We start from the raw sequence: 24,636 nt of genomic DNA, 5'->3' as shown, positions 1-24,636 counted from the left end.
AGATAATCATCCTTTGCGCTTCATCACATTATTGACCAGGAATTTTCCTGACTTTTTTAAGGTGATATCTGAATTTTTAAGAGAAATTGAAAAAAAGAAAGAGCAAAAATGCAGTGATTTATCAAAACGAGATAAATATATTTAATGTCTTCACATCTGTGGATGTGTTACTGCATACCTTGCGACTCATTTTGTATGTTCCTGTTATATAAAGTGTTAGCATTTTTTACAAAATCAATAACAGTAAAAAAACGATATTAATCATAATAGTTATAATTAATGTATAAATTGATTCACCAAACTAATTATTCCATCACTGATTAACGCTTTTTTTTCATCATTCTACACGTTCGATTAAAAACTCAGATCTTATCGATCGATTTTAATCATTACCCATCAATTTATCAGCAGATTAGGATTTCTCCAGAAAACCACACTTTTTACAGTGTTTTTCTTGCAAATTGATGAGGGATATGCATGAGCAGCAAAGATAAATGCACGCCAGTTTTTATTTATTCCGCAGACTGGACGCATGCAACTGCATTGCAAAATTTAATCAGGGGTAAAAAAACCACTGAGCGCTATATTTTATTGTCGCAACTCACTATCAGTGATCTGTGCAGTTATGTCGGGCCGCCTCCACATGTAATCATTCTTGATGTTCCTCCAGGACGATATGTAGCATTGATACTGGCTTTCCGTAAAATTTTTCCTCAAGCACTAATGATTTGTACGCAGCAATATTTTCTCTACTCAGATCGTATGGTCGCTGAGTATTTTGGTGCAATGCTGCTCAAGGAATATGATGCTTTAATCTCTGGATACCCAAATGTAGGAATAGCAGAACATATTACATCATCACTATTTTCAGCAGCACACCCACCGATCAGACCTTTTTGCGCTAGCGTTCCTCCGCAGGTGGTATTGGGTTCGCTTGAAATTTGGATCAGAAGAAGGTTATCAGGAGTAATACCTTCATCGCGTACGCGCGCTATTACGCTGGATTGGTTAGCCAGAGGCATCTCACTTCGCGAAACGGCAAAGCAACTGAAAAGAAGTGAAAAAGTGATGTACCACTATCGCCGGTTGATGATGCAAGCTTTAGGCATACGCCATTGCAGTAGAGATTTTATTCACTCACTCACTGTAAAAGCGGGACCAACAAGCTGGAAAGATCATGACAGGTAAATATTTACAGAGACTACAACACAGTGCGGATTAATGGATTATTTAAAGCTTAGCAAATAAAAAATAAATCACCACAGGTAACGATGAGTTCTTTATCGCTTCATCACCATATTGTGGAAAGTACCATCCGTTAACAAATATAAGGATTTATTTATGTCTCAAACAAACGTTGCTTTCTCAAAGAAAACGTTAGTAGTTTCTATACTACTCGCAATATCAGGAACTGCCATAGCCTCTGACTTAGAACCAGGCCAGGTATCTGGTCTTAACTGGAGCCTGCTACAGCCCAACTCTGGCTCTGGCGATACAGCCGTTCCAGGCATTTATGCCTGGAACTTTAATAACACGCAAGCGGAAATATTTCTTGATGCAAATAGCAATAAAGGGAATATCTATTTCAACCCCCCCCTCGAAAGGTTGCCGCAAAGAACCGTTAATGTTGCCGATCTTGATCTGCGTGGATATTACATCAACTTTAGCAAAACTAATATTGCTGAAAACAACTCTATTCTTAATATGAAAAACGCTTCTGTTGATTTTATCGAATCAGGTGGCACTGGTTCTGATACCAATATTGCCATCAGCTTAAAGGGCACCCATATTAATGGTGCTCAGATGGATGCCAACTACGACAACGCCCTTAAAAATGGGGCGGCAAAGAACAAAAATTGGATTGCAAATCAGGACGATGATAATGGATATGGAGTTTATGTCGATTTTGGTGACACCGGCAATATTACCGTCGATATTGATAACAGTCAGTTAGGCTCGGAAAACTGGAAAGCGGGTATTTTCACCGGCGGCTCTGACTCCGTTGATATTACGGCTTCTGAAAGTACCCTTTACGGTTCTGTTCAAGCCGGACTTTCGCAAGATGTCAGTATTGAACTGACAAAGCAGACAACGCTCACTGGTAATATTATCACCGGTGATGGGGTGAGTAATGTCAGTGTTAATAATAATTCAAAAGTGCTCGGAGATATCAACGTCAGCCAGAGCAGTGAAGCCCTGGTATCTCTGGGCGATAATGTCGCAACCGGCAACGTTAACAAAATCATCGGCAACAAAGTCGATTCAACCCTGCAATTGGGTGAAGAAGCGACTGAATTTGACGGCAGAAAATTTGTCGATTTTACGGCGTTAGATGTGCAGGGAAAAAGCTCCATCATCAATGGTCTTAATGATGTAAACGTGGGGCCAACGCTAAAACTGACAGGGAATCACATCATTGCTGATGTTAATTTAGCGGGTCATGGTCAACTCACCGTTGCAGATAAAACCACTCTGCAGGCAGATAATCTCTCTTTGGGGGGCGACTCTTCGTTAACCATCAATAAGGGAACCTTGCAAACCAGCTCAGCGCAACTATTCACTGATGGTCTGGGAAGTCACGGTCTCACCGCAGCAGCCACTGGCCTGAATGCAACAGGTAAAAAGGTGACTTTTAGTGATGGCACATTAGCGCTATCTGATGCGTTATTTAACTTTAATTATGTGAAGTCTGTTAACGGTCTGGTCGACAATGCCGAACTTATTATGCTGGGCAACATGGTGTCTTCTGATGGTACTGATCCTACTGGTATTGTAGATTTTGGCACCGCCGGTTCTGTGGGTGAAAATACCTTGCTTGCCGGCGTTACCGTTGAATCAACAAAAAGTGAAATCGTTATTGGTGGTGACAAACCCAGTACAGGTCAAGACGGCAGTATAAACAGTATTGGGGTGAAAAACATTGTACTGGCTGCCAGTGAAAGCAACACAGCCAGTGTCACTGTAAAAGGTTATAAAACGCTAACCTTGACCGGTGATGCAACCGGTAAAGAAAGCACCAACCTTATTTCCGCCGGGGAAGGCGCAAACATCAGTGTTAATGTCACCGAAGGTACATTGCAGTTGGGGCATACTTCTCTGTCCGGAGCCACTGGTTCGTTGAATGCCGGCGTAAACCTGGATAAAGGAAATTTACAGGTCGCCGGAGGCAAATACAACGTTACCGGAGATATTGCTGCAAGCAATGGAAGTACAATCAATATTGCTGATAGCGCGGCGTTACAAGCGGCAAAAATTGAGATGACAGATACCAATATGCAGGTCAATGGCACATTGCAAACCGCCTCACTCACCGCTAATACAGGCACAACCATTAATGTCGGCACCACAGAAGATAAGGGCGCTGCGGGACATTTACTTGCCGAGAATGTAAACCTGAACGGCGCTTCGCTGTTCCTTGATCCGCAATGGAATGCCGATAGCACTATTGCCCAGGCTTCCAAAGCAGCACTGCAATTTATCGGTGACAGCATTGACGGTAAGCTCACCGCAGGGCAAAACGCGTTATTGGTCTTAGGTGAGGCGACGACCGAGTGGGCTGAAGCACAGTTTGCCAAAACGGGTCAGCAATGGTCTGAAGAAGGAATTACCGCCGCATTAGCCATCAATGCCCCGCAATTACTGGATGAAACCAAGGGGAGTCTGGTTGTGGATGGTTCACTGACGTCAGTCCCCAACACAAATGCCAATACGGCTACTTTTGCCGATAATTCACTGTTGATGGTGAACGGCAAAGCCATTGCCGACGGGCAGTATGCACTCACCGCTGAAAGTGGCAATCTCAATGTCAGCGATAGCGCCCGCCTTTACATTGCCGATGCACAAGCCAGACAGACCTATTATGTCGTCGACGGTTTTAATGGTAATTCGCCAATTGTTACCAATAATTCAACTCATACAGGTGTTTCGGATAAGGGCTGGAATGGCGAAAACTTGCTGACCAACCGCCTGTTAATTGCGACACGTCACTGGGATGAAAAAAGCGGACAATTGCAGGTTACAACAGCGGCTAAATCCGCTGCCGATGCGTTACCAGGCGTCGCCCTGACGCAAACCCTCGATACCATGATGGCCCTGGGAATCAACGACACGCAAAGTCACTTTGCCGGTAGTCGTTTCCTGGCACGTGCTATAGATAATCCTTACGTCTCTACGCAGGATATTGTGAAAACCATTAACAGTGCGGCTCAGTTAGCCGTGGCCGGAGGTGTACAAAACACCACCCTGTCCACTGGGCTATCCGCCTCCGGTACGATCCTCGATCGTAATTCAATACTCAACAGCAAACACCAACCAAACGCGGGATCTGAAGGTCTGAATTTCTGGGCCAGCACATTATACGGACACGATCGTACCCATGGGTTTAGTACTGGCGCACTGGATACGGGTAATAACGTTAACTTCTTTGGTTTAATGGTTGGCGCAGATATCACTCATGAGATATCCCTGGGTCATTTGCGCAGTGGTTTAGCATTCCATTCAGGAACCGGGAAATCATCTTCCAAAGGCGATCTGCAATATACCAAAAATGATGTTGATTTTTGGGGGGCTACGTTCTATGAAAACTGGACGAATAATAATTTCAGTGTCACCGTTGATTTAGGATTGTCCAATAACAGTAATGACGTTGAACAAAATCTTCCTGCCTACGTTGATATGGGTAGTAAGTTAAAAGCAGATATTGATTCAGAAATGCTTACCGCAGGTATTACTGGAGAATACCTGTACAGCATGTCATCTATTGATATTATTCCGCATGTCGGCTTACGTTATATACAGCTCAAAACTGAGCATTTTGATACCACTACACAGTCCGAAGAGAACCTGTTTGAAACCGCAGAGCAAAAACAAAACCTCTGGCAATTCCCGGTCGGTGTTCGTTTAAGTACAACGTATTCACTTGATTCGGGCTGGGCAATTAGCTCGCAGGCTGACCTGTCAGTTATTCCGGTTACTGGCGATACCCACGCGAAAACCCGTGTTCGTACCTACGGTATTAATGCTTCCGATACGTTGTCTTCAACCATTGTTGATGATACTTCGTTCTCCGGGCAGTTAGGCGTTAAAGCGCAAAAAGGGAATGTAACTTTCGGCATCAACTACAACATCGACGCATCTGAGCACCAGACTGGTCAAGGGGCAATGGCTGTATTTAATTATAATTTCTGATGTAATTAAAAATACTCGCCCTCAGCGCACCGGATGACGAGTATTTTGATCTGAGTACGTAAAGACGCACAGCTCCTGCCAGGGCTGTGCGTCTTGATTAAAACGCGAAGCAGGAGCAGCCCAGCGCGCCCCAAAATGCCCGGTCATCCGATACCGGAACACCAGATTTACGCGCAATATCATGTTGATGACCGTGTACGCCACAGCTGCCGCAACACTGGTGCATCTGGACCATCGCCCCGACTTTCGCTGCAACCGGCGGCGCGGAACGATAATGTCCCGGAACCTTCACCACCGGCGACCAGTCAGGAACGATCGGGATGGCAGGTGGTGCCAGCGGCGTGAAATGCCCGGCGGCATAAACCACTTTGCCATCGACAATCGTCATCACTGACTCAATGCCTTTAATCTCCTCTTCCGGCACGCTGAAATAGTCTTTCGACAGCACCACCAGGTCAGCCAGTTGATCCTTTTCTATACGCCCTTTCTTGCCCTGTTCGCTGGAGAACCAGGCACTGCCTGCGGTCCACAGTTCCAACGCCACGTCGCGCGGCAAGCGGTTGTTATCATCGTACATCGCCATACCGCCAACGGTTCGCCCTGAAACCAGCCAGTACAATGCCGTCCACGGGTTATAGCTGGCCACGCGAGTCGCGTCAGTGCCAAGTCCTACCGGAACCTCCGCCGCCAGCATTTTCGCCACCGGCGGCGTATGTTTTACCGCGTCTTTGCCGTAGCGATCGACAAAATACTCACCCTGGAACGCCATGCGGTGCTGAACCGCAATCCCGCCGCCCAGCGCTTTTACGCGATCGATATTACGTTCGGTAATGGTTTCGGCGTGATCGAAGAACCAGTGCAGACCGTTGAACGGGATATCGCGATTCACCTTCTCGAACACGTCCAGCATGCGGCTGATGGACTCATCATAGGTGGCATGCAGACGAAACGGCCAGCGATGTTCCACCAGGTGGCGTACCACGCGCTCCAGCTCATCTTCCATGCCTTCCGGTAAATCAGGGCGCGGCTGGAGGAAATCTTCGAAATCCGCGGCCGAAAAGACCAGCATTTCCCCGGCCCCGTTAGCACGATAGAAATCGGTCCCCTGCCCTGGCTTGAGCATATCGGTCCAACGTTCAAAGTCTTCCACTTCCTGCTTCGGACGCTGGGTAAACAGGTTGTAGGCAATGCGTACCGTCATCTGTTTATTGGCGTGTAATTGCTCGATTATCTCGTAATCTTCCGGATAGTTCTGAAAACCGCCGCCCGCATCAATGGCGCTGGTCAATCCCAGACGATTCAGCTCGCGCATAAACTGACGCGTCGAGTTCACCTGCATGTCCAGCGGCAACTTTGGCCCTTTCGCCAGCGTCGAATAGAGGATCATGGCGTTAGGTTTGGCGATCAGCATGCCGGTTGGGTTGCCGTTGCTATCACGCACGATCTCGCCCCCCGCCGGATCCGGCGTCGCTTTGGTATACCCCACGGCTTTCAGCGCCGCGCGGTTTAGCAACGCCCTGTCGTAGAGATGCAGCACAAATACCGGGGTGTCCGGTGCCGCTTCATTGAGCTCTTCCAGGGTTGGCATGCGGCGTTCGGAAAACTGAAATTCGCTCCAGCCGCCCACCACGCGCACCCACTGCGGAGAAGGCGTGCGGTCAGCCTGCTCTTTGAGCATACGCAGCGCGTCCACCAGTGACGGAACGCCTTCCCAGCGCAGTTCCAGATTGTAGTTCAGCCCACCGCGAATCAGGTGCAGGTGTGAGTCATTAAGACCCGGAATCACGGTATGACCTTGCAGATCGACAACCTGCGTGCCTTCAGCGGCAAAGCTCATCACCCGATCGTGGCTACCTGTCGCCAGGATCTTCCCGTCTTTGATCGCCACCGCCTCCACCTGCGGGCATTGGCTTTCAAGGGTATGAATTTTTCCGTGAGTCAGAATCAGAGTGGCAGTTTGAGACATAACAATCTCCTGAGAAACCGGTCAGGCTTTTTTCAGCCATCCGGCAAACAGACGGGTTACGATGGGCATCCACAGCCAGACCACCAGCGCAACCACACAGGCATCATTAATCAGATGCAAGAGTAACGATCCCTTCAACGAGGGCAGCACCATGCCGGTTAACCACGGCACCAGATTAGTGCTGGGAAAAATCACCAGCAGGGTTATCAGGAACTGTTTCCAGCGCCTGGGTTGGCGGACATGAGGCGCGGGCGGTGTAAACCAGAACGCCGCCTCGGTACGCACCTCGGTTTTATCACCTTCCGCCAACAGCGGTGCTATCTCCTCAACCAGCGCACGGCGCGTATCGGACTGGGTCCACTGATACAGATGCTCAAGGGTGTCGAAGCGGATAATAATGTTCCACAGATTTTGCCCATCAGTGGGACGAATCACGTTCGCCCCCAAATGACCGGGAAACTCTGCGGCTACCGGCATAATTTTGCCCAGCCATTGCTCATACCGCTGCGCCTGCTCAGGCAACAGCGTGTGAGTAATCACCAACGTCACATGTTTGTTCTGCGCCATGAAGGGTTCCTTGTTGAAGGAGAATGGCGGGATAGCCCGCCATAAATATCAATACACGAGATCTTTAACGATGCATTCAGGCAGCATGAAGGATGACGTGTATTTAAGCTTTACGTTCCGGCGCACCGTGCACCAGGGTATAGGCATAATCCACGCCCATGCCGTACGCGCCGCTGTGCTCGCGCACCAGATCCATCACCGCGTCGTAAGTTTCTTTGCGTGACCAGTCGCGCTGGTACTCGAGAAGAACCTGTTGCCAGGTCACAGGTACCGCACCCGCCTGCACCATGCGGTCAATAGAACGCTCATGAGCATCCACGGAAGTACCGCCAGAAGTGTCGGTCACCACATACACTTCATAACCTTCTTCCAGCGCCATCAACGCCGGGAAGGTCAGACAGACCTCGGTCCATAGCGCAGAGATAATCAGTTTTTTACGTCCGGTCGCTTTCACCGCCTTCACAAACGCGGCATCTTCCCAGGAATTCATCGAGGTGCGTTCAATCGGTTTTACATCAGGATGAACTGCTAACAATTCCGGCCAGATATATCCGCTAAAACTTTTCGTTTCCACAGAAGTATAGATCACCGGAACATTGAATATTTTCCCGGCTTTAGCTAATGCTACGGTATTATTTTTTAACGTCTGACGATCAATATTCGCCACACCAAATGACATTTGCGGCTGATGATCAATAAAAATAAGCGTCGAGTTTTGTGGGTCAATCAGTTCCCGAATAGACATAGCACACCTTCTTAATCAATAAGTTAAAAGGCAACGGTCTGTATCTGCCGTCAGCAGCAGGATCCTGAATCAGAAAGCTTGTTGAGTATAGCGGGAAATTTCTAACGAGTTATTAAAGAAAACTTACCATCTTGTGAAACTATTTATTCTGCGTTGCGAAATATCCTAATGATCATCAAAAAAATGCGCATGGCTTATCTAATTTATTCACTGGCATTGTTTTTCTTCATTCGGTACAACAGAGGGATTAAATTTTCAGGATATTTTCTGCTTATGCGCATCAATCTGGATGTTTTGCTTATCCTCGACGCACTCGACAAACAGGGTTCATTTGCCGCAGCGGCCGAATCGCTGTTCAAAACCCCTGCGGCACTCAGCTATATGATTCAGAAGCTGGAAAGCGATCTGAATATCGAATTGCTTGACCGTTCCGGGCATCGGGCAAAGTTTACCGATACCGGACTGATGATGCTGGAAAAGGGACGTTTACTGCTGAGTGCGGCAAAAGATCTCGAAAAACAAGCGTTACAGCTGAGCGCTGGCTGGGAAAAAGAACTGGCGATTGCGCTGGATGCCTCCTTTCCTTTTGCCGCCTTATTACCGGTAATCGATGCTTTTTACGCCCTCAATAAACAAACGCGTCTCAACTTTACCCACCACACGCTGGCGGGTTCGTGGGAAGAACTCACCCACAACGGGGCGGATATCATTCTGGGCGCGATTAATGAACCACCAACGTCCGCCGCCTGGTCTTACAAAATGCTCGGTACGCTGGATAACGTGTTTGTTGTCGCTCCCAACCATCCCCTGGCCACAGCACAAACTGACTTAACGAACGAACAATTGTGTCTGCATCGGGCGATTGTTATCAGCGACAGCGCCCGGTTTTGTCATCCGCTACAAAGCAACCTGATGGAGGAGCAGGCACAAATTCGCGTCGATGATTTCCACAGTAAGGTGCTGCTGCTGCGGGCAGGCATGGGCTGCGGATTTCTCCCCCGCCACATTGCCAGCCCATGGCTTGCCACGGGCGAGTTAGTAGAAAAAACGGTGACCTCTTTTCGTCAACAGGATGTCGCTTATATGGCATGGCGCAATAGTAGCGACGGGCTGGCGCAGCGCTGGTGGCGGGAAACGCTGCTGGCAAGCCCGGAGATTACGAGTTTATATCAATGACTCATCCACACCGAAGCCGAGATGGCGGGCAGCGTCAGCACATCGCCAACAACCTGACCTTTGCCCTCTTTGTGCTGCCACTGTGCGACATTTAGCAACGGTGACCACGGCAACACCACTTCACAGGCGTGCCCCCGGTTAATCGCCACCAGTACGCGCTGCTGGTTTAGAACCCGCGCAAACACCACCACGTTATCCTCGGCGTAAATTACCTGACAGCCGCCGTGGCGTAGCGCCTTACTGTGATGACGTAATTTCGCCAGCCGCTGGTACAGCGCCAGCAGTTCGCCGTCCTGCTTTTCCTTCTGCCACGGGAACGGCTTGCGGCAGAACGGATCGTTATTCCCATCCAGCCCGACTTCGTCACCGTAGTAAATACACGGAACGCCAGGCCAGGTAAACAGCCACACTACCGCCAGCGGCAGGCGCGCAACATCTTTGCCCAACAGCGATTTAAAGCGGGCGGTATCGTGGCTGTCGAGCTGGTTAAACATGCGCAACTGCTGCTGATGCGACAACCCCGCCCGGTAGTTATCCATCCACGCCATACAGGTCTGGGCATCAATAAACTGCGGATCGTAAGAGATATCGGTGTTGGCGAGAAATCCCCAGAGTGGGAAGGTAAAACCGCGATAGTTCATGGCGGCATCTTCAGCATCGGCCTGTAACCACTGGCGCGCATCACCAAAGTGTTCACCCACAACATAGGCTTCTGGCTGCGTTTCTTTCGCCGCCTGGGTAATCCCGGCCACATGCTGCAGGTTGTTGCGCGCCCCACCGGCTTCCCCCAGCATGTGCACAACATCAAGCCGCCAGCCATCCATACTCCACGGTGCTTTTAACCAGTGACGTACAATACTGTCTTCGCCGCGATAAATTTCATTCACCAGACTTTCAGAGGCAAAGTCCAGCTTGGGCAAACTGGCATAGCCCAGCCAGTCCAGCGCAACGCCATCGTCAGAGAAATGGTACCAACCGCGCCAGGGCGAGTCCGGATGATGACACGCCCCATCAGTTCCCCGATTATGCCTGTCGAACCAGGCGTGCGAATCGCCGCTGTGATTGAATACGCCGTCCAGCACCAGGCGCATGCCCTGTTGCTGCGTGTTATGTCGCAGGCGTAATAGCGCCCTGTCGCCGCCAAATCGCGGGTCAACATGCCGATAATCCTCGGTGTCGTATTTGTGTACGCTTGGCGCGGTAAACACCGGATTCAGGTACAGCGCCGTTACACCTAAGGTTTTCAGGTACGGCAGTTTCTCGCTGATCCCATCCAAATCGCCACCATAAAACGTCGAGCCACCGGCCTGGGCCGTAAGCGGTTCTTCCCAGTCGCGCTGCACAATATCGTGTCCGGCGGCGTGGTGGTAATAGACATTATCCTGCCCGGCATCACGCGACTGGCTGCGCGCAAAACGATCCGGAAAGATTTGATAGAAAATCTGGTCGGCCACCCATTGCGGGCCGTTGTCCGGCACATCGACAGCAAACTGTTCCAGACGCGCGGGCGGAATACGGCTGAACCCTTGCGGGGTAAACCACAGCTGGCGATCGAGCCACAGTAATTTAAAGCTATAGCGCCGACGAGGCTGGCCGCTGGAGAGATCGATTGCCGCGCGCCATGCGGTCACACCCGGCTGCGGCTGGCTGCGCTGCTTGTGCATGCAGAGCGAAATCTCTTCGTTATCATTTTCCGCGCGTAGCGTTACCCGCAGGGGTGGATTGTCCCCTGCCAGCCAGAGCGTAATCGTCAGTTTGTCTTTGTTTTGCTTAACAAATGGGGCAACCGGAAGGTGCCAGGCGTTCAACATCACGTATCCCCTTTGATGAAAATAAAGTCACCTTGCCATAGGGAAGTTAAGGATCACTCATCATCTTAACGTTTATTAGGGGAGGAGTTCGGGGGAGGAGAAAAATGCCGGGTAACGCAATACATTACCCGGCAGAGAATCAATTAACTTCAGCCAGTTGACGCTCGCGACGGCGTTTAAATACCCAGCCGACCAGCAGCAGGGCAATCCACGCGAAACCGACGTACAGCGAAATACGGGTATCCGGATGGTAGCCAATAAGCCCGATGATAAAGACCAGGAAAATCAGACCAATCACCGTCGTGACCACGCCGCCTGGGACTTTAAACGTCAATGCTTTGACTTCTTCCGGCGGCAGACGACGGCGGAAGGCAATCTGCGACAGCAGGATCATAATCCACACCCACACGGTGGCGAAGGTCGCCAGTGAGGCGATCACCAGGAAGATGTTTTCCGGCATGATGTAGTTAAGATACACCGCAAACAGCAGCGCGATGGTCATCACCATCACCGTCACCCACGGCACGCCACGGCGCGAAGTTTTGGCGAACATTTTCGGTGCGCTACCCTGCTCCGCCATGCCGTGTAGCATGCGGCCCACGCCAAAGACGTCAGAGTTGATCGCCGACAGCGAGGCGGTCAGCACCACAAAGTTAAGGATACCTGCCGCAAAGGTAATGCCCATATGCTGGAACGTCAGGACGAACGGGCTACCGTCGGTGCCCACCTGGTTCCACGGATAGATAGACATAATGACGAACAGCGTGCCGACATAAAACACCAGGATTCGCATCGGCACAGAGTTGATCGCGCGCGGAATGGATTTCTCCGGGTCTTTTGCTTCGCCAGCGGTAATACCGATAATTTCAATCCCGCCGTAGGCGAACATCACCATCTGCAGCGACATGACCATACCCAGCCAGCCGTTACTGAAGAAACCACCGTTGCTCCACAGGTTATGGATACCGGTCGGTTGCCCGCCGTTGCCAATGCCCCAAATGATGATGCCGAAACCGGCGACAATCATGATGATGATGGTGGCGACCTTAAAGAACGAGAACCAGAATTCCAGTTCGCCAAACACCTTCACACTCATCAGGTTGATGGCGCAGATAATCAGCACCACGCTCAGAACCCAGATCCAGTGGGGCACCGCCGGGAACCAGACGCCCATATAAATACCGAAAGCGGTCACGTCGGCAATGGCGACAATCAGGATTTCAAAACAGTAGGTCCAGCCGGTAATGTAGCCTGCCAGCGGTCCGAGGTTTTCCTGCGCATAGCGCGAGAACGAACTGGCTGCCGGGTTATGAACGGACATTTCGCCCAGCGCACGCATGATAATGTACGCCGCCACGCCACCGATAAGATAGGCCAGCAACACGCTTGGCCCCGCCATTTTGATGGCATCGGCTGAGCCATAAAACAATCCGGTACCAATTGCTGAACCTAATGCCATAAAGCGGATGTGCCGGGTGCTCAGCCCACGCTTTAGCTTGTTATTACTTTCCATCGATTCCTAACCTGTTAACACAATAAAAAAACCACGGGGCCATATTAATAGCCCCGTGGTTAAAACTTATTGTCAGTGATATTAGTGTGCGCTAGAGGTCACTTGTCGACCTGCTGCGCGGTCCCAAATAACGGCCAGGACCACCATCACGACTGTTGGCATCAACCACGCCAGACCTTGCTCCGCCAGCGGTAAACGCTGAGTCCAGACCGGTAAGACGTCGCCAATTGCAGAAGCTTTAATGCCATCAAGGATACCAAAAATCAGGCTGATAAACATCGCAGGTGCAATGACGCGGGAAGAATTATGCCACCATGAGCGGGTAAAGCTTAATACAACCAGTGCGATACATGGCGGATAGATAGCCGTCAGAACCGGAATCGAGATCTGAATCAGGTGGCTCAGGCCCAGGTTTGACACCACCATGGAGAAGCCGCCGAGGATAAACACCAGCGTACGGTAAGACAGCGGAATGTACTGCGCGAAGAATTCGGCGCACGCACAGGTCAGGCCAACCGCCGTAACCAGACAGGCGATGAAAATCAACGCGGCCAGCAGGAAGCTACCTGCACCACCGAAAGTATGCTGAACATACGCATGCAGAATTGCCGCGCCGTTAGCAGACTGATCGACCAGCACTGCGCTATCTGACCCCAGACGGAACAAGGCGAGATACAGCAGCGTTAAGCCGACACCCGCCATTAAACCCGCCCAGACGGTATAACGCGTCAGCAAACGTGCTTCGGTGACGCCACGCGAGCGAGCGGCGTTCACAATAACAATACCAAAGACCATCGCGCCCAGCGTATCCATCGTCAGATAGCCGTTCACGAAGCCGTTCGAAAACGCAGCGGTTTGATAGGCTTCCATTGCATCGCTGATCGGACCGGCAGGCCAGACAATCGCGGCAACAGACAGCACAACCAGCGCAAGGATTTTCAGCGGTGCGAGGAAGTTGCCCACGGTATCCAGCAGTTTGCCCGGATAGAGCGACACCAGGATAACAATCGCGAAATAAACCACGCTGTAGATAAACAGCGGCAGCGCGGAGTCACCGGTCAGCGGGGCAATCCCCACTTCAAAGGAAACTGTCGCGGTACGCGGCGTAGCAAACAACGGTCCGACGGCCAGATAGCAGACGGTGGCCAGCACCAAACCGGCGACTTTGCCGATCGGGGTGCTCAGGCTGTCTACACCACCACCGACTTTCGCCAGCGCCACAACGGTGAGCACCGGCAGGCCAACAGCGGTAATCAGAAAGCCAAAAGCTGCAGTCCAGACGTGCTCGCCAGCCTGCAAACCAACCATAGGGGGGAAAATAATGTTACCTGCACCAACGAACAGTGCAAATGTCATAAATCCCAGAGCGATGATATCGCGTGATTTTAACTGATGGGTCATAAAGTCTTACTGCCTGTGGATGTGGTGTTGTAAACGTTTAATTTTTGCCTTTCCCTGAGGGACGATACAGCGGCATTTTTAATCAATTCCAGCGGGAAATTCTCCCAGTCTGGCGCGGCGAAGAATAGTTTTTCGATTTACCGCGTAAATGCAGTCGGTATGACAGCATATGGTGCGCAATTTAAACGCTTATAACGTTTTAAAGCAAGGTGGGATCCAAAAACCGGAACAATATAGTGATATGAAAAACAGAGTTAGCACAAAACACCATTTCATGGAAAAAGGTATGGGTAATAGTTCGAACAAAAAACAATCAAACGTCGTAAAATTCAGGATGTATCCATTGACCGTATAAAAAAAACCAGCTTGCGCTGGCTTTTGGAAAGATAATCTTACGAAGAAGCGTCAATCGTTACTTTTGGCAAGTAAACGTTCCGCAAGCACAAAGCTAAACCGCGTCCCTTTGCCCGGCTGACTTTCAATATTCAATCGGCTGTCGTGATGATTTAAGGCATGCTTCACAATAGCCAGTCCGAGTCCACTACCGCCCGTTTGTCGCGATCGCGCTTTGTCCACGCGATAAAAGCGCTCGGTCAAACGTGGGATGTGTTCAGCAGCAATACCTGGACCGTTGTCCTCAACGCAAAACTCCGCCCCCGACGCGACATACTGCCAGCGCACGGTGATGTGCGTTCCCGCAGGCGTATGGTTCACTGCGTTATACACGAGATTCGAGATAGCGCTCCGCAGCTGCTCCTCGTTGCCCATCACGCTCAGGTGATTATCCACGTCAAAGGTAAATGTGTGTTTATTCTGACTCAACGTTTGCGCTTCGTGTTCCACGACGCGCAGTATCATCGGTACATCTACCCTCTCATTCAGCTGCAGCGTTGGCGCAGCTTCTATTTTCGACAACGTCAGTAGCTGCTTCACCAGCCCTTCCATGCGATGTGTTTGCTCCCGCATGGTGTGCAGCGCTTTTTCTCGCGTAGCCCCTTCCAGCGGATGCTCCTGCATCATCTCCAGATAGCCCTGCAGCACCGTCAGCGGCGTGCGCAGTTCATGACTGGCATTGGCGAAAAAGTTACGCCGCGAGCCTTCGAGTTGGTGCATTTGGGTGACATCGCGCGCCACCATCAACAATTGCTTGTCGGTATAGGGCATCACGCGGATTTCCAGATGCCGTCCGGTATTCAGAACCAAATTGATTGGCCGGCTAAAATCGCGCGTTTTCAGGTATAGCGTGAATTCCGGGTAGCGGAGCAGGTTAAGAATATTTTGCCCGCTATCGTCCGGCCAACGCAGTCCCAAAACCTGCTGCGCTAAGCCGTTACACCAGAAAATACCGCCTTCTTCGGTGGTCAGCACCACCGCATCGGGCAACGATTCTGCCCCACTGCGAAAACGTTTAATCAGATTCCCCAGTTCTCGACGGCGTTTTTTGTTACGCAACTGCATTTGATGCAGGCCATAGAGCAACGGTTCCCAACTGCCGCGCCCCGGCGGAGGCGTCATACTCCTGTCGACCCATAACCACCAGGATAAACGCAGTAAATTCCAGAAATGCCAGACAAGCAGGCCCGTTACCGACGCCAGTAAAAACCAGGGCAGGTAACCCAAAAAAGCACTAAGGATAAAAGCCGGTATGCAGCAAAGGATCAGCTCCAGCACCAGCCTTTTCCATGACAATCGTTCAAGCAAACGTCACACTCCAATTACAGCTTGATCTAATGGGCAATCTTACCTACCCGTCAGAAGCGGGTTGAAAAACGGTATCCCGTCCCGCGAACCGTCTGCACCATGCGATCGTGACCGCTGTGCTCCAGCGCCTTACGCAAGCGGCGGATGTGCACATCGACCGTCCGGTCCTCCACGTACACATTGGTGCCCCAGACATGATTGAGTAATTGTTCGCGACTGTAGACGCGCTCAGGATGGGTCATAAAGAAGTGCAACAGCTTGAATTCGGTCGGCCCCATATCCAGTGGAGCCTCGCCGGTCATCACGCGATGCGAGGTGGGATCAAGACTCAGCCCCTGCATCTCAATGACTTCTTCAACCGCCATTGGCGAAATACGACGCAGCACAGCTTTAATACGCGCCACCAGTTCCTTGGGGGAAAACGGCTTGGTGATATAGTCATCCGCACCGGTTTCCAGTCCACGCACGCGGTCTTCCTCTTCGCCCCTTGCCGTCAGCATCATCACAGGAATATCCCGCGTCATGGCTTCTCGCTTGAGATGCTTGATGAACTGCAGGCCCGAGCCGCCGGGCAGCATCCAGTCCAGCAGAATCAGATCCGGCCAGGGTTCATTAAGTTGGTTCACCGCACTGTCATAATCTTCGGCTTCTACAGGTTGGAACCCGTTTTGCTCGAGCACGAAGCAGACCATTTCACGAATTGGAGCTTCATCTTCTACGACCAGAATACGTCTCGCCATGATTTGCCCTGTTTATTATTAAATCGTTTATCATCAATACGGTGCCATTATGCGTCAGATTTATGACAGATTTATGAAAAGATAACCCTGGTTTAATGCAGCCTGTCGAATTATGACAGCCCGGAGACGAGATATTAGCGTCCTTGAAAGGTTATAATCCCCGCCACTGTTTTATCGTCATGGAACTCTTATGCGCATCCTCCACACGTCTGACTGGCATCTGGGCCAAAATTTCTACAGCAAGAGCCGCGCCGCCGAGCATCAGGCTTTTCTTGACTGGCTGCTGGAGACCGCACAATCCCATCAGGTGGATGCCATTATTGTGGCAGGCGATATTTTTGATACCGGCTCACCGCCAAGCTACGCCCGCGAGATTTACAACCGCTTTGTCGTCAATTTGCAGCAAACAGGCTGCCATCTGGTGGTGCTGGCAGGTAATCACGACTCCGTCGCCACACTTAATGAATCGCGCGATATTTTGGCGTTCCTGAATACCACGGTGGTCGCAAACGCGGGCCATACACCGCAAATACTGAAACGCCGCGACGGCACGCCGGGCGCTGTACTGTGCCCAATTCCTTTTTTGCGTCCACGCGACATCATCACCAGCCAGGCGGGACTGACCGGCGGCGAAAAGCAGCAGCATCTACTGGGGGCGATTACCGACTATTACCAGCAGCAGTACCAGGACGCCTGCAAACTGCGCGGCGAACTGAATCTGCCAATCATTGCGACGGGACATCTGACTACCGTCGGCGCCAGCAAAAGTGACGCGGTGCGTGACATCTATATTGGCACACTGGATGCCTTTCCGGCGCAGAATTTCCCACCCGCGGATTACATCGCGCTGGGGCATATTCACCGGGCGCAGGTTATCGGCGGGACGGAACATATTCGCTACTGCGGCTCACCGATTGCTCTCAGTTTTGACGAGTGTGGTAAAAGCAAATGCGTACATCTGGTGAGCTTCGATAAAGGGAAACTCAGCGCCGTTGAGAACCTCACCGTACCGGTGACGCAGCCACTTGCGGTATTGAAAGGCGATTTAGCCGCCATTACTGCCCAGCTTGAACAATGGCGCGGCACAGAGCAGCAACCGCCCGTCTGGTTAGATATCGAAATCACCACCGACGATTACCTGCACGACATGCAGCGCAAGATCCAGGTCTTAACCGAAGATTTACCGGTTGAGGTGTTACTGGTGCGCCGCAGTCGGGAACAGCGCGAACGTATTATGGCCAATGAACGACGTGAAACGTTAAGTGAGCTGAGCGTGGCGGAGGTGTTTGACCGCCGCCTGGCGCTGGAGGAGCTGGAAGAGGCGCAGCGCGAGCGGCTTAATCAGCTGTTTAGTGATACGTTACAGACGCTTACCGGGGAGGCTGACGCATGAAAATTCTCAGCCTGCGCCTGAAAAACCTCAACTCCCTGAAGGGGGAATGGAAAGTCGACTTCGCGGCAGAGCCTTTTGCCAGCAACGGACTGTTCGCTATCACCGGGCCTACGGGCGCCGGAAAAACCACTCTACTGGATGCGATTTGCCTTGCGCTTTACCACGAAACGCCGCGCCTGAATACCGTATCACAGTCGCAAAATGACCTGATGACCCGTGATACCGCGGAGTGTCTGGCAGAAGTGGAATTCGAAGTAAAAGGCGAAGCCTACCGTGCATTCTGGAGCCAGAACCGGGCGCGAAATCAGCCTGAGGGTAACCTGCAGGTCCCGCGCGTAGAGCTTGCCCGCTGCGCCGACGGAAAAATTCTCGCCGATAAAGTCAAAGACAAGCTGGAGATGACCGCCGCGCTCACCGGACTGGATTACGGACGCTTTACCCGCTCAATGCTGCTGTCACAGGGGCAATTTGCCGCTTTTCTGAACGCCAAGCCGAAAGAACGCGCCGAGCTGCTGGAAGAGCTGACCGGCACCGAGATCTACGGACAGATTTCGGCGATGGTATTTGAAAAACACAAAGCAGCACGCAATACCCTTGAACTGTGCGAAGCGCAGGCTGCGGGCGTCGTACTGCTGACCGAAGAGCAGCAGCAACAGTTGCAGCAACGTTTGCAGGCGCTTACTGACGAAGAAAAAAGCCTGCTGGCGCTGCAACAACGTCAGCAGAAAGATTTTCAGTGGCTTACGCGCAACGATGAACTTGTTCGTGAACAGCAGCGTGCCGCGCTCTTAGAGCAGCAGGCTCAACAGGCGCTTGCAGATGCGGCACCTGAACTGGCGAAACTCCAGATTTCTCAGCCCGCCGCCCAGCTACGTCCACTGTGGGACCGCCAGCAGGAGCAGACTGCGCGCCTGGCGCAAACAACGCAGCGAATTATTGAAGTAAATACTCGCTTACACGCCAGAACCTCGCTACGTTCGCGTATCCGTAACGGCGCACTGCGCAGCCATGAGCAACTTCAGACCGAACTTACCGCACTGGCGCAATGGCTGGCGGAGCATGATCGGTTCCGTTTGTGGGGCCAGGAGATTGCCGGCTGGCGCGCACATTTTTCTCAGCTCAATCGCGATAAAAATCAGCTTACGGCGCTCGCTGCCCGTATATTTGAGTTACGCCTGAAGCTGGCTGGCCTGCCAGAAAATCCCCTGACACTAAGCGCAGATGACGTCACGGTAGCGATGGAACAGCAAGCGCAATCACGGGTTTTCCGTCAGCGTCTGACCTCACTTCATGCCCGTTACCAGCCGCTGCAAAAACGCCTGCGTCAGAACAGTGAAAGCGTGCAAAAAGCACAGGCAGAACAGGCAACGCTCAATGAAACGCTAACACTACGCCGACAGCAATATAAAGAGAAAAATCAGCACTATCTGGACGTTGAAACGCTCTGCAAGCAGGAAGAAAAAATCAAAAGCCTGGAGGCAGAGCGTGCACTTCTGCAGCCCGGACTCCCCTGCCCGTTGTGCGGATCTCCTGCACATCCTGCAGTCACGGAATATCAGGCGCTGGAACTGAGTGCAAACCAACGCCGTCGCGACCAGTTAGCCAAAGAGGTCGCAGCACTTAAAGAAGAAGGCCTGCTGGTTCTCGGGCAAGTCAATGCCCTGACACAGCAGATCCAACGCGAGACAGAAGACGCACAGACGCTGTCTCAGGAAGAGCAAGCACTCACTAAAGAGTGGCTGGACGTTTGCACCGCCCTGAATATTACGCTGAATATTCAAGAGGATATTTCCGCCTGGATGGACGAACAAGAGCACTACGAGCGCCAGCTTTATCAGCTCAGCCAGCGTCTGACGCTGCAAAACCAGCTAAACGATCAGGAAGAGCAGGAACGCCAGTATCAACAACAGCTGGCGACAATACGTCAGAGTCTGGAAAGCGCCCTGGCCGCGCTGTCACTCAGCGCACCTGAAGAGGGCACAGAGGCCGCCTGGCTAAGCTCCCGCGAAACAGAATTCGCGCAGTGGCAGGAGAAACAGACGCAGCATGGCGTGATTCAGGAGCGTATTAATGCCCTGAAGCCGCTGCTCGACACGCTTCCGGCAACGGACACCACAGATGCCGAAACGGTTATCCCTGAAAACTGGCGCGACATTCACGACGACTGCGTGTCGCTACAAAGCCAACTTGCCGCACAACAGCAGCAGGAAATGCTGGAAAGCGAACGCTTGCAACAAACGCAGGCCCACTTTGCCACTGCCCTGGCGGCAAGTTGCTTTGCCGATCAAGACGCATTCCTTGCCGCGTTGCTGGATGACGATACCGTCCGACGCCTTGAGCAGTTAAAACAAACGCTGGAAAATCAGACGCAGCAGGCGACGGCGCTGTCCGGACAAGCCAACCAACAACTGCAGGCGCATCAGGCGCTGCGCCCGGAAAAGCTGGATGTCGACATACAAACCCTGCAAACACAGCTGCAACAACTGGCGCAACAACTTCGTGAGAACACAACCCAACAGGGGGAGATCCGCCAACAGCTTAAGCAGGACAGCGATAACCGTCAGCGCCAGCAGGCATTAATGCAGGAAATTAAAGAGGCAGCTCGTCTGGTTGAAGACTGGGGCTATCTGAATGCGCTGATTGGCTCGAAAGAAGGCGATAAATTCCGCAAATTTGCTCAAGGATTAACGCTGGATAACCTGGTCTGGCTGGCCAACAATCAACTGACTCGCCTGCACGGTCGCTATCTGCTGCAGCGGAAAGCCAGCGAAGCACTGGAACTGGAGGTGGTTGATACCTGGCAGGCCGACGCCGTTCGCGATACCCGCACGCTGTCCGGCGGCGAAAGCTTCCTCGTAAGCCTTGCGCTGGCGCTGGCGCTGTCCGATCTGGTCAGTCACAAAACGCGCATTGACTCCCTGTTCCTCGACGAGGGTTTTGGCACGCTGGACAGCGAAACGCTGGATACTGCGCTGGACGCCCTGGATGCTCTGAACGCGACTGGCAAAACCATCGGGGTTATCAGCCACGTTGAGGCAATGAAAGAACGCATTCCGGTGCAGATCAAAGTGAAAAAGATCAACGGACTGGGTTATAGCAAGCTCGACAGGATGTTTGCGGTGGAGTAAGCGTTAGCGCCATTCGGCGCCCTATATAGCACGATAGTGAATACACAAAGACGGATATGAAATGGCATTCCACTTCGCTTATCCGCAAGCTATTCCCTCATTGGCGGCGACCGTTCGCCGCTACGACGCTCAACCGGCGTCTTTCTTGTTGGCAGGTGGTATGAAAAAAGTCATTTTCTCTTTAGCCCTCGGGACGTTTGGGCTGGGCATGGCCGAGTTTGGCATCATGGGCGTATTAACCGAACTGGCACGAGATGTGGGTATTACAATACCCGCGGCAGGCCATATGATTTCGTTTTATGCCTTTGGTGTGGTGCTGGGCGCACCGATTATTGCGATCTTTTCCAGCCGTTTTTCGCTGAAACATATTCTGCTGTTTCTGGTCACGTTGTGTGTGATTGGCAACGCCATCTTCACCCTCTCCTCATCCTATTTTATGCTGGCGGTCGGCAGGCTGGTTTCCGGTTTTCCGCACGGGGCATTTTTTGGCGTCGGGGCGATTATCCTGACTAAACTCGTGCGCCCAGGAAAAGTGACCGCCGCCGTCGCGGGAATGGTCAGTGGGATGACCGTCGCCAACCTGATTGGTATTCCCGTCGGCACCTGGATAAGCCAGGCATTTAGCTGGCGTTATACCTTCCTGCTGATTGCCGTGTTTAATATCGCGGTCATTGTGTCGATTGCCTTCTGGGTACCCAACATCAGCGATGAAGCAAAAGGCAAACTGCGCGAGCAATTTCACTTTCTGAAAAGCCCGGCACCGTGGCTCATTTTTTCCGCCACTATGTTTGGCAATGCCGGTGTGTTCGCCTGGTTCAGCTATGTGAAGCCGTACATGATGTATATCTCCGGTTTTTCCGAAGCGCTGATGACCTTTATAATGATGCTGGCTGGCCTGGGGATGGTGTTGGGCAACCTGCTGAGCGGGCGGATCTCGGGTCGCTATACGCCGCTGCGCATCGCGGTGGTGACCGACTTTGTGATAGTGCTGGCCCTGGTCATGCTGTTTTTCGTCGGCGATATGAAAGCCGCGTCGCTGACCTTCGCCTTTATTTGCTGCGCGGGCCTGTTTGCGCTGTCGGCCCCGCTACAAATTTTGCTGCTGCAAAATGCGAAAGGCGGTGAACTGCTGGGCGCTGCCGGGGGGCAGATGGCCTTTAACCTCGGTAGCGCGGTCGGCGCTTACTGCGGCGGCATGATGCTGACGCTGGGCTTTGCCTACAATTACGTGACCATCCCGGCGGCCCTGCTGTCGTTTTCCGCGATGTCGTCGCTGCTGCTGTATGGTCGCCTGAAGCGCGGCGTGCAACAAGTTGCACCCGCGACCTAGAAACGATTACCCCTGCGGCCACAGCCAGGCCGCACCGCGAACCCCGCTCGAGTCACCGTGCAACGCCTTGCGTAAAGGCGTTTCACACTCGCCGCCGAAGACGAACTGCTTAATCAACGTCGGAACGTTTTGATACAACCGGTCGACATTGCTCATCCCGCCGCCCAGCACGATGACGTCCGGGTCAAGAATGTTCACCACATGGGCTAACGATTTCGCCAGACGTAACTCATAGCGGCGTAACGCCTGCTCCGCCAGCGCATCGCCTTCGCTCACCAGACGAATAATTTCACTGCCCTTCAGCGGGTTACCGCTCAGGCGATGATAATCCGTGGCGAATCCCGTCCCGGAGATGAAGGTTTCAATGCAGCCCTGCTTGCCGCAATAGCAAGGCACTTCCTGCCGGTAGCGCAGCTCATCTTCATCCATCCACGGCAGCGGGTTATGTCCCCACTCGCCCGCTGTACCGTTGCCGCCCGCATGTGCCCGACCGTTGAACGCCACACCGGATCCGCAGCCGGTGCCGATAATCACCGCAAACACCGTTTGTGCGCCCGCCGCAGCGCCGTCTACCGCTTCAGAGACCGCCAGGCAGTTAGCATCGTTAGCCAGACGAACCTCACGGTTCAGACGCGCACTTAAGTCTTTGTCAAAAGGCTGACCGTTGAGCCAGGTCGAGTTGGCATTCTTCACCACGCCGGTGTAAGGCGAAATCGATCCGGGGATCCCCATACCGACCGTTGCACTCTGCCCGGTTGCTTGTTCCGCCATCTCCACCAGCACAGCAATGGTTTCTATGGTTTGCCGATAATCATCACGCGGCGTGGGCAGGCGATGGCGAAAAAGCTGCTCCCCCGCATCGCCAAGCGCGATAACCTCTGTTTTCGTGCCACCTAAATCGATTCCTATACGCACACACTGTTCCTCATTTTTTGGGAATATCAACAGAGTAGAGGCGAGCATGGTGTTAGGCAATGCAAGCCCGCCGACAATTCGCTATTATGCCCGCTGGATTTAACGACAAGGCCGTGGAAATTATCATGCTGTGGTTCAAAAATTTAATGGTTTACCGTCTTAGCCGCGATGTATCTTTGCGTGCCGAAGAGATGGAAAAACAGCTAGCCTCAATGACGTTTACCCCTTGTGGTAGCCAGGATATGGCAAAAATGGGCTGGGTTCCGCCGATGGGATCGCACAGCGATGCATTGACGCATTCCAACAATGGCCAAATTATTATCTGCGCCCGCAAAGAAGAGAAAATTCTGCCGTCGCCGGTTATCAAACAGGCGCTGGAAGCCAAAATATTCAAACTGGAAGCCGAGCAGGGTCGCAAACTCAAGAAGACTGAGAAAGACTCGCTAAAAGATGAAGTATTGCACTCATTGCTGCCGCGCGCCTTTAGCCGCTTTAGCCAGACAATGATGTGGATCGACACCGTTAATGACCTGATTATGGTCGACTGCGCGAGTGCCAAGAAAGCAGAAGACACGCTGGCACTGCTGCGTAAAAGCCTCGGCTCACTGCCGGTGGTCCCGCTGGCGCTGGAAAACCCGATTGAGCTTACGCTCACCGAATGGGTCCGTTCCGGTACCGTTGCTCAGGGATTCCAGTTGCTGGATGAAGCCGAGCTGAAAGCCATGCTGGAAGACGGCGGCGTGATCCGGGCGAAGAAACAGGACCTGGTGAGCGATGAAATTGCCGTTCACATTGAGGCCGGAAAAGTCGTCACCAAACTGGCTCTCGACTGGCAGCAACGCATTCAGTTTCTGATGTGCGACGACGGCTCAATCAAGCGTCTGAAGTTCAGCGATGAACTGCGCGACCAGAACGAAGATATCGACAGAGAAGACTATGGTCAGCGTTTTGATGCCGATTTCATCCTGATGACCGGTGAACTGGCCGCGTTGATTAAAAGTCTGGTGGAAGGATTAGGCGGCGAAGCGCAACGTTAAGCCGTGTTTACCGAATGGCGGCTCAA

General features: G+C 52.1%; 16 protein-coding genes. 7 read left to right on the top strand and 9 right to left on the bottom strand.

Translation table 11 applies throughout. From position 1 onward, the window contains the following. Positions 1-477: 477 nt before the first annotated feature. Together JQ822_RS00315 and JQ822_RS00310 are read left to right on the top strand one after the other, a co-directional pair. Entirely contained in the window at positions 478-1,188 is a 711-nt protein-coding gene (locus JQ822_RS00315) for a hypothetical protein (protein WP_213131804.1), read from the top strand. Between the two features lie 153 nt (positions 1,189-1,341). Beyond that, entirely contained in the window at positions 1,342-5,187 is a 3,846-nt protein-coding gene (locus tag JQ822_RS00310; protein ID WP_213131803.1) for an autotransporter outer membrane beta-barrel domain-containing protein, read from the top strand. Positions 5,188-5,284: 97 nt separating this feature from the next. Here the strand turns inward: JQ822_RS00310 and JQ822_RS00305 are convergent, their stop codons facing one another. The 3 genes from JQ822_RS00305 to JQ822_RS00295 all read right to left on the bottom strand — a co-directional run bounded on the left by JQ822_RS00305 (position 5,285) and on the right by JQ822_RS00295 (position 8,465). Further along, positions 5,285-7,153, bottom strand: coding sequence for an amidohydrolase (locus tag JQ822_RS00305; RefSeq protein ID WP_213131802.1), 1,869 nt, complete (start codon positions 7,151-7,153; stop codon positions 5,285-5,287). A 21-nt stretch (positions 7,154-7,174) separates the two neighbouring features. Beyond that, positions 7,175-7,720 carry an antibiotic biosynthesis monooxygenase gene (locus tag JQ822_RS00300; protein ID WP_213131801.1) on the bottom strand — a complete coding sequence of 182 codons (546 nt, stop codon included), beginning with the start codon at positions 7,718-7,720 and terminating at the stop codon, positions 7,175-7,177. Positions 7,721-7,823: 103 nt separating this feature from the next. Continuing rightward, positions 7,824-8,465 (bottom strand): hydrolase, encoded by a 642-nt coding sequence (locus tag JQ822_RS00295; protein ID WP_213131800.1) that lies wholly within the window; start codon positions 8,463-8,465, stop codon positions 7,824-7,826. 273 nt (positions 8,466-8,738) lie between these two features. Here JQ822_RS00295 and JQ822_RS00290 point away from each other — a divergent pair, with 273 nt between their 5' ends. Beyond that, positions 8,739-9,641 (top strand): LysR family transcriptional regulator, encoded by a 903-nt coding sequence (locus JQ822_RS00290; protein ID WP_213131799.1) that lies wholly within the window; start codon positions 8,739-8,741, stop codon positions 9,639-9,641. Here the strand turns inward: JQ822_RS00290 and malZ are convergent. The 5 genes from malZ to phoB form a co-directional block, all read right to left on the bottom strand. Next, positions 9,635-11,452 carry a maltodextrin glucosidase gene (gene malZ / locus JQ822_RS00285; RefSeq protein ID WP_213131798.1) on the bottom strand — a complete coding sequence of 606 codons (1,818 nt, stop codon included), beginning with the start codon at positions 11,450-11,452 and terminating at the stop codon, positions 9,635-9,637. The genes JQ822_RS00290 and malZ overlap by 7 nt on opposite strands. A 139-nt stretch (positions 11,453-11,591) precedes the next feature. Further along, positions 11,592-12,965, bottom strand: a complete 1,374-nt coding sequence (gene proY, locus JQ822_RS00280) for a proline-specific permease ProY (protein WP_213131797.1) — start codon at positions 12,963-12,965, stop codon at positions 11,592-11,594. Between the two features lie 81 nt (positions 12,966-13,046). After that, positions 13,047-14,366 carry a branched-chain amino acid transporter carrier protein BrnQ gene (gene brnQ / locus JQ822_RS00275; protein WP_213131796.1) on the bottom strand — a complete coding sequence of 440 codons (1,320 nt, stop codon included), beginning with the start codon at positions 14,364-14,366 and terminating at the stop codon, positions 13,047-13,049. A 405-nt stretch (positions 14,367-14,771) separates the two neighbouring features. Beyond that, entirely contained in the window at positions 14,772-16,067 is a 1,296-nt protein-coding gene (gene phoR, locus JQ822_RS00270; protein WP_213131795.1) for a phosphate regulon sensor histidine kinase PhoR, read from the bottom strand. Positions 16,068-16,117: 50 nt separating this feature from the next. Beyond that, the gene (phoB, locus tag JQ822_RS00265) at positions 16,118-16,807 is read right to left on the bottom strand and encodes a phosphate response regulator transcription factor PhoB (RefSeq protein ID WP_135322897.1); all 690 of its coding nucleotides are present in this window, start codon (positions 16,805-16,807) and stop codon (positions 16,118-16,120) included. Positions 16,808-16,997: 190 nt separating this feature from the next. Here phoB and sbcD point away from each other — a divergent pair, with 190 nt between their 5' ends. From sbcD to araJ, 3 genes are all read left to right on the top strand, one after another. Continuing rightward, on the top strand, positions 16,998-18,200 hold the full coding sequence (sbcD, locus tag JQ822_RS00260) for an exonuclease subunit SbcD (protein WP_213131794.1): 1,203 nt from the start codon (positions 16,998-17,000) through the stop codon (positions 18,198-18,200). Continuing rightward, positions 18,197-21,328 carry an exonuclease subunit SbcC gene (gene sbcC, locus JQ822_RS00255; RefSeq protein ID WP_213131793.1) on the top strand — a complete coding sequence of 1,044 codons (3,132 nt, stop codon included), beginning with the start codon at positions 18,197-18,199 and terminating at the stop codon, positions 21,326-21,328. The genes sbcD and sbcC overlap by 4 nt, the downstream gene beginning before the upstream one ends. A gap of 160 nt (positions 21,329-21,488) precedes the next feature. Then, positions 21,489-22,658: an MFS transporter AraJ gene (araJ, locus tag JQ822_RS00250; protein ID WP_213132944.1), complete on the top strand. Its 1,170-nt coding sequence runs from the start codon at positions 21,489-21,491 to the stop codon at positions 22,656-22,658. Positions 22,659-22,664: 6 nt separating this feature from the next. On the opposite strand, the gene mak is transcribed toward araJ, so the two are convergent. Then, a complete protein-coding gene (mak, locus tag JQ822_RS00245; protein WP_213131792.1) occupies positions 22,665-23,573 on the bottom strand; it encodes a fructokinase in 909 nt (302 codons plus the stop codon). Between the two features lie 125 nt (positions 23,574-23,698). Here mak and rdgC point away from each other — a divergent pair, with 125 nt between their 5' ends. Next, a complete protein-coding gene (rdgC, locus tag JQ822_RS00240) occupies positions 23,699-24,610 on the top strand; it encodes a recombination-associated protein RdgC (protein WP_135324928.1) in 912 nt (303 codons plus the stop codon). The last annotated feature ends 26 nt before the right edge of the window (positions 24,611-24,636 follow it).

It is taken from the genome of Citrobacter sp. FP75, assembly GCF_018342065.1.
Lineage (GTDB): Bacteria > Pseudomonadota > Gammaproteobacteria > Enterobacterales > Enterobacteriaceae > Citrobacter.
Note: the sequence above shows the minus strand (reverse complement) of the source record. Positions and strands in the feature narration are given on the sequence as shown.

Bases quoted from the DNA above. Each gene is read 5' to 3' on its own strand.
- JQ822_RS00315 (WP_213131804.1), top strand. From the start codon at position 478: ATGAGCAGCAAAGATAAATGCACGCCAGTTTTTATTTATTCCGCAGAC.
- JQ822_RS00310 (WP_213131803.1), top strand. From the start codon at position 1,342: ATGTCTCAAACAAACGTTGCTTTCTCAAAGAAAACGTTAGTAGTTTCT.
- JQ822_RS00305 (WP_213131802.1), bottom strand. From the start codon at position 7,153: ATGTCTCAAACTGCCACTCTGATTCTGACTCACGGAAAAATTCATACC.
- JQ822_RS00300 (WP_213131801.1), bottom strand. From the start codon at position 7,720: ATGGCGCAGAACAAACATGTGACGTTGGTGATTACTCACACGCTGTTG.
- JQ822_RS00295 (WP_213131800.1), bottom strand. From the start codon at position 8,465: ATGTCTATTCGGGAACTGATTGACCCACAAAACTCGACGCTTATTTTT.
- JQ822_RS00290 (WP_213131799.1), top strand. From the start codon at position 8,739: ATGCGCATCAATCTGGATGTTTTGCTTATCCTCGACGCACTCGACAAA.
- malZ (WP_213131798.1), bottom strand. From the start codon at position 11,452: ATGTTGAACGCCTGGCACCTTCCGGTTGCCCCATTTGTTAAGCAAAAC.
- proY (WP_213131797.1), bottom strand. From the start codon at position 12,965: ATGGAAAGTAATAACAAGCTAAAGCGTGGGCTGAGCACCCGGCACATC.
- brnQ (WP_213131796.1), bottom strand. From the start codon at position 14,366: ATGACCCATCAGTTAAAATCACGCGATATCATCGCTCTGGGATTTATG.
- phoB (WP_135322897.1), bottom strand. From the start codon at position 16,807: ATGGCGAGACGTATTCTGGTCGTAGAAGATGAAGCTCCAATTCGTGAA.
- sbcD (WP_213131794.1), top strand. From the start codon at position 16,998: ATGCGCATCCTCCACACGTCTGACTGGCATCTGGGCCAAAATTTCTAC.
- sbcC (WP_213131793.1), top strand. From the start codon at position 18,197: ATGAAAATTCTCAGCCTGCGCCTGAAAAACCTCAACTCCCTGAAGGGG.
- araJ (WP_213132944.1), top strand. From the start codon at position 21,489: ATGAAAAAAGTCATTTTCTCTTTAGCCCTCGGGACGTTTGGGCTGGGC.
- rdgC (WP_135324928.1), top strand. From the start codon at position 23,699: ATGCTGTGGTTCAAAAATTTAATGGTTTACCGTCTTAGCCGCGATGTA.